The organism is uncultured Flavonifractor sp. (genome assembly GCF_944387675.1).
Taxonomy (GTDB): Bacteria; Bacillota; Clostridia; order Oscillospirales; family Oscillospiraceae; genus Flavonifractor.
Genome location: NZ_CALXFV010000069.1, coordinates 1 through 12,269 on the forward strand (window position 1 = coordinate 1; position 12,269 = coordinate 12,269).

Here is a 12,269-nt window from a genome sequence, read left to right on the forward strand (position 1 = left end):
TACGGAGACGGTACATTTGGCCCGAACGACCCCATCACCCGGGAGCAGATGGCGGTGATGCTCTACCGCTATGTGCAGAACGGCGGCGGCGGCTTTACCGGGAGGTGGGCTTTCCCGCTGGATTACGCGGATGCGGACCAGGTCAGCGACTGGGCCTATGAGGCTCTGTGCTGGATGACCATGTATGGTATCATCCAGGGGACCGGAGACGGCAGCACCCTGTCCCCCGGAGCCGGAGCCTCCCGGGTGGAGGCCGCGGTGATGCTGCAGCGGTTTTTGACAGGGGGGCGCTGCTGTCCGGCTGACGCCCAGCCCCTGACACGCCGCCCTGGCGGCCCGTGAGGTCCCTTTCCTGAGTTCCACGCGGAGGACCAGCGCATAGGGAAAAGCCTGGACGGGGGCGTATGCCCCCGTCCAGGCTCAGTTTGTGGCCCCTCTGGGCGGGCAGCGCGGATGCCCCCGTGGGGTCGGGATTCAGACGCCCGCCCCAATCCGCCTCTTGACGGGTTTCGGCTTCCGTGTTATGTTCATTGTGCAAATACCGGCTGAGCGGCCGGCGTCTGCGCAAAATTTACAGGTTTGGGGGGGACGGAGAAAGGGCATGCTGCGGATTGCCATATGTGATGATGAAGAAAAGCAGCGCAGGGAGAGCGCGTCGCTGCTGGAGGCCTACTTCGACTCCCGGCCCGGTCTGAGCGGACAGATGGAGCTGTTTCAGAGCGGCAGCGCACTGCTGGAGCGGGTGAAGGCCGCAGGCGGTTTCGACCTCTATATTCTGGATATTCTCATGCCCGATCTCAGCGGGATTGAGACCGGCCGCCGCCTGCGGACCCTGGGCGGCGGCGGCGAGATGGTCTATCTGACCTGTTCCAACGACTTTGCCGCCGACAGTTATGATGTCCGGGCTTTTTTCTACCTGCTCAAGCCGGTGGAGAAGGACAAGTTTTTTCAGGTGCTGGACGGCGCCGTGGAGAAGCTGAACCGGCGCCGGGCCAGCGCCGTTGTGGTGAGCACGGCGGACGGCCCCCGGCGCATCCTGATGGAGCACATTCGGTATGTGGAGCGGGTGGGACACTGTGTGCGCTACTACTGCACCGATGGCACGGTGGACTCTCAGAGCATCCGGATCTCCTTTCGGAAAGCGGCCGCGCCCCTGCTGACCGACCGGCGCTTCTGCCTGTGCGGGGCCAGCTTCGTGCTGAACTTCCAGCATGTGGCCGGGGTGAACGGGCAGACGGCCCTGCTGGACGACGGCCAGGCGGTGACATTGCCCCGCACCTCTGCGGTGGACTTTAAAAAGGCCTGGGGCAGCTATTGGCTGGAAGAGGGGGCAGACCAGTGAAGGGCGCCGGCTGCGGTCGAGAGCGGCCGGGCAATGTCACTCAGGCTGTGAGTGTGGGATTTGTCCGCCTGGAAAAAGTAAATCGCGGAGCCGCCTTTCGAGATTAACGGGGCTCCCCCAGACAATCGTTCTGGGGGAGCCCCGTTAATCTGTCGAAAAACTTCCCGCGGAAGGAAACCTGCGGCCCGCGGGTCAAATCTGTATTCCGCCGGAGGGCTATGGAAGCGCGCTCAGCCCGGCGTTCAGGACAAATACGGCGGCCAGGAGGTACAGGGCCGGGTCCACCAGCGAGGCCCGCCTCCGGCACACCATCACCACCACATAGGAGACCACCCCCAGCATGACGCCGGTGGTGATGGAAAAGGTAAAGGGCATTCCCACGATCATCAGGAAGCTGGGCAGGGAAATCTCCACGTGCTTCCAGGTGATCTGGGTGATGCCGCTCATCATGGACATGCCCACCATGACCAGCGGAGCGGCCAGGACGGCGCCGGTCACCACCTCCGCCAGAGGGGCGAAGGGCAGCAGACACAGAAAGAGCAGGCCGGCCACCACGGCGGAAAGGCCGGTACGGGCGCCCTCCTGGATGCCGGTGGCGGATTCCGCCATGGCGGTCACGTTGCTCACCCCCAGCAGCGCCCCGGCGCAGGTTGCGGCGCCGCAGCAGAGCATTACCTCCCGCTGCCCGGCGAGATCGCCGGTGGAATCGATCAGCTTGGCGTCGCCCGCTACGCCCAGGAGGGTACCCAGGGCGTCAAAATACTGGGAGACCATCAGGGAGAGTAGCGCGGAGACCAGGGGAACGGGACCCAGGGTTAGAAGAACGGTGAAATCCGGCTTCAGCGTGGTCAGGGACAGCGCCGGTGCGGCCACCGGTGTTTGGGGCAGGGGGATCACCCCCAGGGGAATGCCCAGCGCCACCGTCAGCCCCATACCCAGCATGAGAGCGCCGGGGACCTTCCGAATATCAGGACCGCCGCAAAAAAGATGCCAAGCAGCGCCAGCAGCGGCTCCGGCGCGGCCAGGGTCCCCATATCCACCAGGTTTCCGTCGGCAAGGATCAGGCCCGCGTTGATCAGCCCCGAGAGGGTGAGGAAAAGGCCCACCCCGGCGGACAGGGCAAACTTGAAGGGCATGGGCAGGGCGTCGTTCAGCCGCCCCCGCAGCGGGCTGAGGACGAGCGCCAGATACAGTGCGCCGGAGAGCAGGACCAGAGCCAGGGCCTGCTGCCAGGTGCAGCCGTACTTCTGGCAGAAGGTATAGGTAAACAGGGTGGGAAAACCCAGGCCGGGAGCCAGGGTAAAAGGCAGGTTGGACACCAGCCCGGACGCGATGCTGCCCGCGGCGGCGATCAGGCAGGTGGCCGTCATGACCTGGCTGAAATCCATGCCCGCCCCGGAGAGCAGGCCGGGAATTACCAGCACCAGGTATACCATGGAGCAGAAGGTGGTGCATCCACCCCGGAGCTCCCGGCCCAAGGTGGTACCCTGCTGGGAGAGGCGGAAGAGGCGATCCAGCTGTTTCATCTCTCTTTCCCTCCTAGATTGCCGAAAGAATGTACATGGCCACAAACAGGCCGGCCAGAAGATAGGTGACGGCAGGGACCTTTTTCCCTTTTCCGCTGACCAGGCTGATGGCGGTATAGGCGATAAAGCCCACGCCGATCCCGTCCGCCACCGAATAGGTAAAGGGGATCATGATCATGGTGAGGAAGCAGGGCAGGGCGATCTCCACCTGATGCCAGTAGATATTGGTGGCATTGTGGATCATCAGCATCCCGATGAGCACCAGGGCGGGCGAGGTGGCTGCCCCCGGAATCATCCCCGCCATAGGGGCCAGCAGAATGGCGGCCAGGAAGAGCACTCCGATGGCGGCGGTGTACAGCCCGGTCCTGGCCCCGTCCGCCACGCCAGTGGAGCCCTCCACCGGGATGCCGATGGGGGGTGCGCCCAGCAGGGGGGCGGCGGCGGTGGACAGGGCCACTGCCGTCATACCCCGGCCGTACCGGCCCAGCTTCCCCGTTTCATCCAGCAGATTCCCCGCCCCGGCAACGCAGATCAATGCCCCCAGTGTGTCAAAGCACAGGCACATGGTAAAGGTGACCACGGCGGTGATCAGGGGCAGCACCCCCAGGGACAGCACGCCGCCGAAATCCGGGGAGAGCAGCATGGGACCCAGGGAGGACAGGGAAAGACGCATGGATTCCGGCGCCTGGGTCACCCCCATGGGAAAACCCAGCAGGGTGGTGACCACAATGCCGATCAGAATGGAACCCTTTACCTTCCAGGCCATCAGCACGCCGGTAATCAGCAGACCCAGAATGGCCAGGAAGGTGGCCGGAGCGCCGATCTCCCCCAGCAGCAGCGCACCGTCCTCCGCCTGGACAATGCCGGAGTTCAGAAGCCCGATGAGGGCGATAAACAGCCCCAGACCGGCGCTGATGGCGTTTTTCATGCTGGGCGGGAGGCAGGAGATCATCTGCTCCCGCAGGGGAGTCAGGCTGATGACCAGGTAGGCCAGCCCGGACAGGCTTACCACCGCCAGGGCCTGGCCCCAGGTGTAGCCCATGGTCAGGCAGAGGGTGTAGGTAAAAAAGGCGTTAAGTCCCACCCCCGGAGCCAGCATAAAGGGCAGATCCATTGCGGCGGAGAGAAAACAGGCCAGGGCGGAGGACAGACAGGTGGCCAGCAGCACGCCGGTGTAGTCCATGCCGGTCTGAGACAGGTAGCTGGGGGTGACAAACAGAATGTATGCCACGGAAAAAAGGAGGTCAGCGCACCCAGCAGCTCCCGGCGGACGGTAGCCCCCCGCTCCGTCAGATGAAAAATCCGCTCCAGCGTTTTCATGTGTCATCCTCCTCCACTTTTCCATACGCGCCGCCGCATCCGCCTTCTGCCGCTCAATGGGTCACCAGGAACATCACCGCGAACAGGCACCCGATCACCCAGGTGCCGCCGGGAAGCGACCTCCCCTTGCCGGTAAATACCGCGATCACCAGATAGGAGAGGACGCCGAAGGCGATGCCGTAGGAGATGTTGTAGGTCATGGGCATAATGGCCATGGTGAGAAACGCGGGTACCGCTTCGGCGGTGTTCCGCCAGTCCACCTTCTTGGTGCAGTCCATCATCAGAATCCCCACATAGACCAGAGCCGCCGCCGTGGCGCAGTTGGGAACCAGGGCCGCCACCGGACTGAAAAACAGGGCCAGGAGGAACAGCCCGCCGGTGGCCAGGGCGGCCAGTCCGGTTTTGCCCCCCTCCGCAATGCCGGCGGACGCCTCCACATAGGAGCTGACGGTGGAGGTGCCGCACACCGCCCCGCAGACGGTGGCCACGGCGTCGGCCAGCATGGCCCGCTCCATATTGGGGACCTCCCCCTCCGGGGTAAGCAGATTGCCCCGGGCGCAGGCCCCGTATAAGGTACCCAGAGTGTCGAACATGTCCACCAGGCAGAAGGCCAGGGCGGTGGTGCCGATGAGAAGGGCCAGCTCCGCGGGGCTGTGGTCGGCCAGGTAGGGGGAAAAGTCAAACCCCTCCGTAAAGACCCGGCCGAAGGCCGAGGCGCCGAACGAGCCAAAGGCCGTAAAGGGATTCAGATCCAGGGCGGCACCAAAGCCCGTATAAAATCCGGGAACCGTGATGCCCAACAGGTAATATAGCCCGGTGCCGCCCAGAATTCCCCACAAAACAGCGCCTTTTACGCCCTTACAGGTCAAGACCGCAATGGCGGCCAACACCGCCAGCGTCACCAGTATGGGCATAACGTCCGGCCAGGTGGCGGAGCCGAACAGCAGATTGAAGGAAGCTAAGTTTACATAAGTTTCCGGGTCCGCCACCACAATTCCGGCGTTTTGCAGGCCGATAAAGGCGATGAACAGGCCCACTCCCGCAGGGATGGACAACCGTACGGATGCGGGAATGGCGGCAAAGATCTTTTTCCGCAGGCCGGTGACGGTCAGGACGACAAAGGCAATTCCGTCCAGAAGGATCAGGACCAGCGCGTTGGCGTAGCTTAGGCCGAAGCCGAGACACACGGTATAGACGAAAAACGCGTTGGAGCCCATGGCGGACGCCTGTGCCAGGGGTAGGTTGGACAAAAGCCCGATGAGAATGGTGCCGATGGCCGCCGAAAGGGCCGTGGCGATGTAGATGGCGGAATAGGACACACCGGGCAGCTCGGCGAACATCCCGGCGTTTACCATAAGGATGTAAGCCATGGTCATGAAGGTGGTCAGCCCTGCCAGAAGCTCGGTTCGGACGGTGGAGCCCTTTTCGGTTACGTGGAACAGCTTTTCTGTCATTCCATCACTCCCCCAGTATCTTTGTCATCCAGTCCGCGGTTGGCATCCAGGAGCGGTCGGTATAGGACTCCCCCGCCACCCCGTCCAGGTCGGAGACGGCAATTCCGCCCCCGGCCACCATATCCTGGGTAATCAGCCCGGCGGGCAGCTCCAGCCAGCTGGATGCCTCCCCCGTCATGGGGTCAAGAATGGCGTCGTAATCTCCCGCCAGCTCCAGGGCCAGCACCCGCATGCCGAATTCCCCGTTGTGGTTCCAGTTGGTGGCGGCGCAGGCCACCCAGGGGGAGTCTTCGCCGGACATTTTCTCAAGGTCGCCATTGCAGATGTCCACGCTGACCATGGGGATCTGGTATCCCCCTTCCGTCAGGGCGGCATACACCCCGTTGGCGTACAGGTCGTAGCAGCACCAGACGGCGTCAATTTCTCCCGGCCCATATTCCGCCAGGGCGGCGGCCGCCGCTTCGGCCACGGAGGCCTCGGCATTGCCAAAGTCGGAGGGACCGATGGTGGCCACCGTATGGATCAGCCCCGCCTGCTCATAGGCGGTGTATCCCTCCTGCCGCCGGTCAAAGGCGGAGAGGTAGCCGGGACCCACCCACACCTTCAGCAGGTTTACCGGCTCACCCGCCGCCGCTTTCTCCGGATAGAGCTGCTGGCAGAGATACTCCAGCAGCAGCCCGGCCAGCTGCTCGTCCTGCTGGAAGAACTGGGTCACGCCCTCCAGGGTCCGGACCTGGCCGCCGCTGTCGAGAAACTGGGTGTCAAAGGTGACCAGCTTCAAGTCGGGATACTGCTCCAGCAGGTCCTTCAGGAAGGGGTAGGCGTAATCCTGCCCGCCGTGGCTGAGCAGCAGCCCGTCATAGCCTGCGGCGGCACATTGGGAGATGGTGTCCCGCCACTGCTCGTCCGAGCCGCCGCAGAAAAAGACGTCGTACTCCATGCCCAGCCCCTCCGCCGTCTCCCTGGCGGACTGGGACCACATCTCAAAGATATCCGACGGGGCCATCTGCATGATATAGGCCACCTGTTTGCCTGCCACCGGATTTTCGTCCTTCCGCCCGGCGGTGCAGCCCGGCAGCATCCACAGGCAGGCCAATGCGCACAGCAGCGCAACGGCACGTTTCACAGCGGCTGCCCTCCTCTTTTTTTCAAGCCGTAACCGTAGAGCGCCGCGCAGGCCGCCGCGAAGGCGATTCCCACCGGGTAGGCGATGGACTGGGACAGACGGAAGCCCTCCTCCGCCATGAGGATGTAGGTGCAGGACACGGCGGACATGAAGGCGGCGGGCAGGGCGCACAGCAGGGAGTGCCAGGGCTTGGCCCCGTTGCGCACCAGGTACATGGCCGCCGCCCACAGGGTAATCATGGCCAAGGTCTGGTTGCTCCAGGAGAAGTAGCGCCAAATCACGTCAAAATCCACCTGGGTCAGCACCGCCCCCGCCGCCAGCAGGGGAAGGGTCACCGCCAGCCGCTTGGGCAGGTTGGCCTGGTCGATGTGGAACCAGTCGGCAATGGTGAGCCGGGCGCTGCGGAAGGCGGTGTCCCCGGAGGACACCGGGCAGACCACTACGCCGATGATGGCCAGGGCGCCGCCGAAGGCCCCCAGCAGGGACACCGAGATGTCATAGACCACGCCGGACTGGCCCAGCTCGGACAGGGCGGCCTCCAGCCCGCCGGTGGCGCCGTAAAAGGCCACCCCCGCCGCCGCCCACACCAGGGCGATGATACTCTCGGAAATCATGGCGCCGTAGAAGATTTTCCGGCCCTCCTTTTCCGAGGTGAGGCAGCGGGCCATCATGGGAGACTGGGTGCCGTGAAAGCCGGAAATGGCCCCGCAGGCCACGGTAATAAACATGTAGGGCCATACCGGGCGGCCCTCCGGATGGAGGTTGGCCAGGGTCAGCTCAGGCAGGTGGTAGCCGCCGGCGATGAGACCCGCGATGATCCCCACCGCCATCATCAGCAGCACCGCCCCAAAGACAGGGTAGAGCTTCCCAATGAGCTTGTCGATGGGCAGCAGAGTGGCCAGCAGATAGTAGATCAGGATTACCACCACCCAGAAGCCGGTGTTCATCCACTCCGGCGTCAGCCGGGCGATGAGGGCGGCGGGGCTGGTGGTGAACACCGCGCCCAGCAGCACCAGCAGGATGAGGGAGAACACCCGCATCACCTGCTTGGCGGCGGGACCCAGATAGGCGCCCACAATTTCCGAAATGGAGGCCCCGTCCATCCGCAGGGAGATCATGCCGCTCATATAGTCGTGGACGGCGCCCCCCAGAATGGAGCCGAAGACGATCCACAAAAAGACCACCGGGCCGAATACAGCCCCCAGCAGTGCGCCGAAAATGGGACCGGTGCCTGCGATGTTCAGCAGCTGAATGAGAAACACCCGCCAGTTTTTCAGGGGGATGTAGTCCACCCCGTCGGGATGGGCGATGGCCGGAGTGGGCCGGTCATCGGGGCAAAACACCCGTTCCACCAGTTTTCCATACAGGGTATAGCCCGCTGCCAGCAGCAGCACGGCGCAAATCAGGGTAATCAAAGATCATTCCTCCATTGGCTTGGTTTTACCAGAAATTCTATGTGGCCGGGAGCATCCGCTCCCGCCTCCACCGGTGGTCAGGGACAGGACGGTCCGGGATTCTTCCTCTGAAGGGAGAGCATGGTGATGTCGTCAAACTGAGGGGCCGTGCCGGCAAAGCGGTCGATATCCGCCTTGAGATGATGTAAAAGCGCCTCCAGCCCCGGCGCGCCGTTTTGGTTCAGCGCCGCCAGCATGCGGTCGGTGCCGTAGGGGGCATCGGCCCCATCGGTGGCCTCGGCCACTCCGTCGGTGTACACAAACAGCGTGTCGCCCACCCCCAGCTCCAGCTCGTACTCCCGGTACCGGGCGTTTTTCATCCCCGCCAGGACGAAGCCGTGGGGGTCCTTTACCACTTCAAAGGCACCCCCTGCTCTCCGAACGGCCGGATACTCGTGACCCGCGTTGGCGGCGGTGAGCCGGCCGGTGGAGATCTGGTAGATCCCCAGCCAAACCGTGACAAACATCTCCGCCTCATTGTTCTCGCACAGCTGATTGTTGACCTTCTCCAGCGCCGTTTTGGGGGACAGCCCCATCTGGACCGCGTTTTTCAAAAGGGTCTTGGCAATCACCATGAACAGGGCCGCCGGCACGCCCTTTCCGGACACATCGGCGATGACCAGGGCCAAATGGTCCTCATCCACCAGGAAGAAGTCGTAAAAGTCGCCGCCCACCTCCCGGGCGGGGATCATGGCGGCGTATATGTCAAACTCCGGGCGCTCGGGGAAGGCGGGGAAAATGCTGGGCAGCATATCCGCCTGGATCTGGGTGGCCACATTCAGCTCGGTCTCTATGCGCTGCCGGGCGGAGGAATCCGCGGCCTGCTTTTCCAGCAGGACGCGGGTACGCTTGGCTACGGTGACGCACACGAAGGCCATGCCCACCAGAATTGCGGAACGGGGGAAGAGGAAGAACAGCACCGCGTTCCAGAACAGCTCCCGGGTGACCACCGCATCGGCGGCGTCGAAAACCTTGAGCAGATTGGGGTCGCCCTCCCCCACGAACAGGCTGGCGATGCCGGCGGCATAAAGGCAAACCACCGAGGCCGCCAGGGTGCTGACCGTCAGCCTGCGCGAGTAGTAGTGACAGCTGAGGAGCACCGGAGCAATCCAGGCCAGCACGGTGTGCTTGGGAATGGCGGCGGACAGCACGGTAATGCCCAGAATGCAGCAGCCCATAATGAGATATTTGAACTGCCCGCCCAGCCGGAGCATCCTGGAGCTGAGGATGGTGGGCAGCAGGAAGGAGAAAATGCAGACGGGCATGCCCAGATTCATCGCCACCTGAGGAACGGTAAAGATATCCAGCAGGTTCAGCAGCCAGGCCAGAGCCGCGATCAGTGCCATTACTTGCAGGCAGCGGCAGGAATACCGGTTGGCCTCCCGCTCGTTTTCCAGGAAAATGGGATTTGTAGTTTGCCCGTCCGTGTCAATCACCTTCCTGCGTTTTGTGCGCTCTTCTCATTCCATGGTCAGGATGTCGAGAAAGCCCGTGACCTCAAATATCTCCACAATGGTGGCATTTGCCCGGCGGATCACCATGTCCCCCTGCTTGTTCATCAGCTTTTGGGCGGCCAGAAGCACCCGCAGGCCGGCGGAGGAGAGATACTCCAGCTGGGAAAAGTCCAGCACCAGATGGGTTACACCGGACAGTCCGCCTCTCACTTCCGCCTCCAGCTGGGGGGCGGTGGTGGTATCCAGCCGCCCCTCCAGGGCAAGGGTCAGCTTGGTCCCCTCACTTGTTTTTACGATGTTCATACCAAGACCTCCGTTTTTGTCAAGCCGTTCAGAACAGAATTGTGACGGTGTTGACCCCGCCGGCACAGCTCCAGCGGCTGTCCTTGGTCTTTGCCAGGGCCAGCTTGACGCTCAGCGCCTCCCCCTGGGTGAGGGGGTCAAAGGCCGCGCCCTCCCAGCGGATCACCGCCTCGCACTGGCTGGCGTCCTCCCGGCAGGCCGCGTCAAAGGACAGCTTCCACCCCCCCTCCCGGGGCAGGGTGGGCAGGATGACGGCCACACACAGTTCCTCAAAAATCTGCTGGAACTTCAGGGACTGGTTGGCTCCCAGCAGATGCCTGCGGGCAAAGGCGTCGATCTGGGAGGCCGTGCTCAGGAAGTCAAAGTTCCTGGAGCAGATCTCCGTGTGGAAGGTTTTCAGCCGGTGGACGAAGGCCCGGCAGCGGTCGGTGACGGGGTGCTCAAAGACTTGCTCCGGCGTCCCCTCCTCATAGATCACGCCCTGGTCCATATAAAACACCCTGGTGGACACGTCCCGGGCAAATTTCATCTCATGGGTGACAATGAGCATGGTCAGCCCCTGGCCGGCCAGGCTGCGGATAACCGACAGCACCTCGCCCACCATGGTGGGGTCCAGGGCGGAGGTGGGCTCATCAAACAGGACGATGTCCGGTCCCATGGCCAGGGTGCGGGCGATGGCCACCCGCTGCTTTTGTCCGCCGGAGAGCTCATCGGGATAATTCAGCGCCTTTTCCGCCAGCCCCACCTGCTGCAGCAGCTCCATCCCCCGCCGGTATGCCTCCTGCCGGGTGAGGCCCAGCAGCTCCACCGGCGCCAGCATGATGTTTTCCATCACCGTCAGGTGGGGGAAGAGGTGGAAGGACTGGAACACCATGCCCATCCGGCGGCGCACGGCGCCCAGCTCCCGGGGGGCGGCGCCGGTCATGGCCTGACCCAACACCCGGATCTCGCCTGCGGTAGGCTCCTCCAGCCGGTTGAGGCAGCGCAGCAGGGTGCTCTTGCCCGTACCCGAGGGGCCGATGATGGAAATGACGTCCCCCTGGCAGATTTCCGCATTGACATCTTGCAGCGGCGTGGCGTTGGGATAGACCTTCTTCAGGTGGGCCACGGAGATGACCGCCTCCCCCTCCGGCAGGGACGCGGGGGCGGGGGCGGGGGTAGACGGGAACGCTCCCTCCACAGTTCCGAGGGTTCTGGGCCGCCGCTTGGGGTCAATGCGCAGCTCCACCAAATGCAGCAGGGAGGTGAGAACCCAGGCCAGCAGGAAGTAGATGGCCGCCGTGACAATCAGGGGGAAGAATGCCTCAAAGGTGCGGCTGCGAATGAGGTCGGTGGCCTTGGTCAGATCCTCCACGGCGATGTAGCCCACCACCGAGGTCATCTTGACCATGGAGATCAGCTCTCCCTTGTATACCGGCAGGATGTGCCGGGCGGCCTGGGGAGCGATGACCTTGGTGAAGGTCTTGGCCCGCCCGAAGCCCAAGGCGGCGGCGGCCTCCCACTGGCCCAGGTCCACCGCGTCGATGCCGGTGCGGATCATTTCGGACACATAGACGCCGAAGTTGATGGAGAAGGCCAGGATTGCAATGACCACCCCGCTGAGGATGGTGCTGGCAAAGACGATGTAGTAGAGCACCATCAGCAGCACCAGGGTGGGGATGCCCTGGACCAGCCGGATGAAGGCGGCGGCCAGGAGGGAGGCCGCCCTGTTGCGGCTGCGGCGCACCAGGCACAGGCCGAAGCCCAGCACCGAGCCGATGAGGGCGGCGCACAGGGAGATGACCACCGTCACCCCCAGGCCGCCCAGCACCATCTGCCAGCGGTTTTCCTCCACAAAGGTCTTGCGGAAGCTGTCGGCCAGTCCGGCCCAGAAGCCCGGCGCCGCCCCCTGGGTGCTGAGCCCCAGGTCCTCTGCCCGGACCACCAGCACCACGCCGCCGGTGTAGTGGGCGGTGGCGAAGTCGATGCTCTCCTTCCGCTCCTCGGTGATGCTGATGGAGCCGGAGACGATGTCAGCCCGGCCGCTGACCAGCATGGGCATCAGGGCGTTGAAGTTGGCCTGGGTAATCTCCAGCTCCATGCCCAGCTCCCTGGCGATGAGGGTTACCAGCTCTACCTCGTAGCCCAGGGATTCCCCTCCCTCGCCCACATAACTCATGGGCTCCATGGAGGGGTCGTGGACGTAGCGCAGGGTACCGTTGGGGGCGTCGTAGTCCCCCACGTCGATGGTCTTGGCGGCCTCATCCGCCCCCAGCCACTTGTCCGCCAGGGCGTCCAGGGTGCCGTCGGC

Annotated in this window: 10 protein-coding genes and 2 pseudogenes; 2 read left to right on the top strand and 10 right to left on the bottom strand. The window is 63.8% G+C overall.

What is annotated here, in order from left to right; all coding sequences use genetic code 11:
* Together Q0J74_RS07600 and Q0J74_RS07605 are read left to right on the top strand one after the other, a co-directional pair.
* The coding region (locus Q0J74_RS07600) for an S-layer homology domain-containing protein (protein ID WP_297212888.1) at positions 1-342 on the top strand (342 nt) is incomplete at its 5' end.
* A gap of 259 nt (positions 343-601) precedes the next feature.
* Positions 602-1,342: a LytR/AlgR family response regulator transcription factor gene (locus tag Q0J74_RS07605; protein ID WP_297212891.1), complete on the top strand. Its 741-nt coding sequence runs from the start codon at positions 602-604 to the stop codon at positions 1,340-1,342.
* Between the two features lie 216 nt (positions 1,343-1,558).
* On the opposite strand, the gene Q0J74_RS07610 is transcribed toward Q0J74_RS07605, so the two are convergent.
* From Q0J74_RS07610 to Q0J74_RS11105, 10 genes and pseudogenes are all read right to left on the bottom strand, one after another.
* Complete coding sequence (locus tag Q0J74_RS07610) at positions 1,559-2,284, bottom strand: hypothetical protein (RefSeq protein ID WP_297212893.1); 726 nt, start codon at positions 2,282-2,284, stop codon at positions 1,559-1,561.
* Positions 2,266-2,868: an NCS2 family permease gene (locus tag Q0J74_RS07615; RefSeq protein ID WP_297212895.1), complete on the bottom strand. Its 603-nt coding sequence runs from the start codon at positions 2,866-2,868 to the stop codon at positions 2,266-2,268. Before Q0J74_RS07615 ends, Q0J74_RS07610 begins: the two co-directional genes overlap by 19 nt.
* Positions 2,869-2,881: 13 nt before the next feature.
* A complete protein-coding gene (locus Q0J74_RS07620; RefSeq protein WP_297212897.1) occupies positions 2,882-4,099 on the bottom strand; it encodes an NCS2 family permease in 1,218 nt (405 codons plus the stop codon).
* A gap of 142 nt (positions 4,100-4,241) precedes the next feature.
* Positions 4,242-5,642 carry an NCS2 family permease gene (locus Q0J74_RS07625; protein ID WP_297212899.1) on the bottom strand — a complete coding sequence of 467 codons (1,401 nt, stop codon included), beginning with the start codon at positions 5,640-5,642 and terminating at the stop codon, positions 4,242-4,244.
* A 4-nt stretch (positions 5,643-5,646) separates the two neighbouring features.
* Entirely contained in the window at positions 5,647-6,768 is a 1,122-nt protein-coding gene (locus tag Q0J74_RS07630) for a substrate-binding domain-containing protein (RefSeq protein ID WP_297212901.1), read from the bottom strand.
* Complete coding sequence (locus Q0J74_RS07635; RefSeq protein WP_297212903.1) at positions 6,765-8,183, bottom strand: carbon starvation CstA family protein; 1,419 nt, start codon at positions 8,181-8,183, stop codon at positions 6,765-6,767. The genes Q0J74_RS07630 and Q0J74_RS07635 overlap by 4 nt, the downstream gene beginning before the upstream one ends.
* Before the next feature lie 77 nt (positions 8,184-8,260).
* Positions 8,261-9,658: a PP2C family protein-serine/threonine phosphatase gene (locus Q0J74_RS07640; protein ID WP_297212905.1), complete on the bottom strand. Its 1,398-nt coding sequence runs from the start codon at positions 9,656-9,658 to the stop codon at positions 8,261-8,263.
* Between the two features lie 24 nt (positions 9,659-9,682).
* Positions 9,683-9,979 carry an STAS domain-containing protein gene (locus Q0J74_RS07645; protein ID WP_297212907.1) on the bottom strand — a complete coding sequence of 99 codons (297 nt, stop codon included), beginning with the start codon at positions 9,977-9,979 and terminating at the stop codon, positions 9,683-9,685.
* Positions 9,980-10,376: 397 nt separating this feature from the next.
* Positions 10,377-11,093, bottom strand: a pseudogene (locus Q0J74_RS11100) (amino acid ABC transporter ATP-binding protein); the annotation flags it as partial.
* Between the two features lie 111 nt (positions 11,094-11,204).
* Positions 11,205-12,200, bottom strand: a pseudogene (locus Q0J74_RS11105) (ABC transporter substrate-binding protein/permease); the annotation flags it as partial.
* Positions 12,201-12,269: the final 69 nt, after the last annotated feature.

What these genes read in the sequence shown, in the direction of transcription:
- Q0J74_RS07605 (WP_297212891.1), top strand. Translation starts at nt 602, where the DNA reads ATGCTGCGGATTGCCATATGTGATGATGAAGAAAAGCAGCGCAGGGAG.
- Q0J74_RS07610 (WP_297212893.1), bottom strand. Translation starts at nt 2,284, where the DNA reads ATGCTGGGTATGGGGCTGACGGTGGCGCTGGGCATTCCCCTGGGGGTG.
- Q0J74_RS07615 (WP_297212895.1), bottom strand. Translation starts at nt 2,868, where the DNA reads ATGAAACAGCTGGATCGCCTCTTCCGCCTCTCCCAGCAGGGTACCACC.
- Q0J74_RS07625 (WP_297212899.1), bottom strand. Translation starts at nt 5,642, where the DNA reads ATGACAGAAAAGCTGTTCCACGTAACCGAAAAGGGCTCCACCGTCCGA.
- Q0J74_RS07645 (WP_297212907.1), bottom strand. Translation starts at nt 9,979, where the DNA reads ATGAACATCGTAAAAACAAGTGAGGGGACCAAGCTGACCCTTGCCCTG.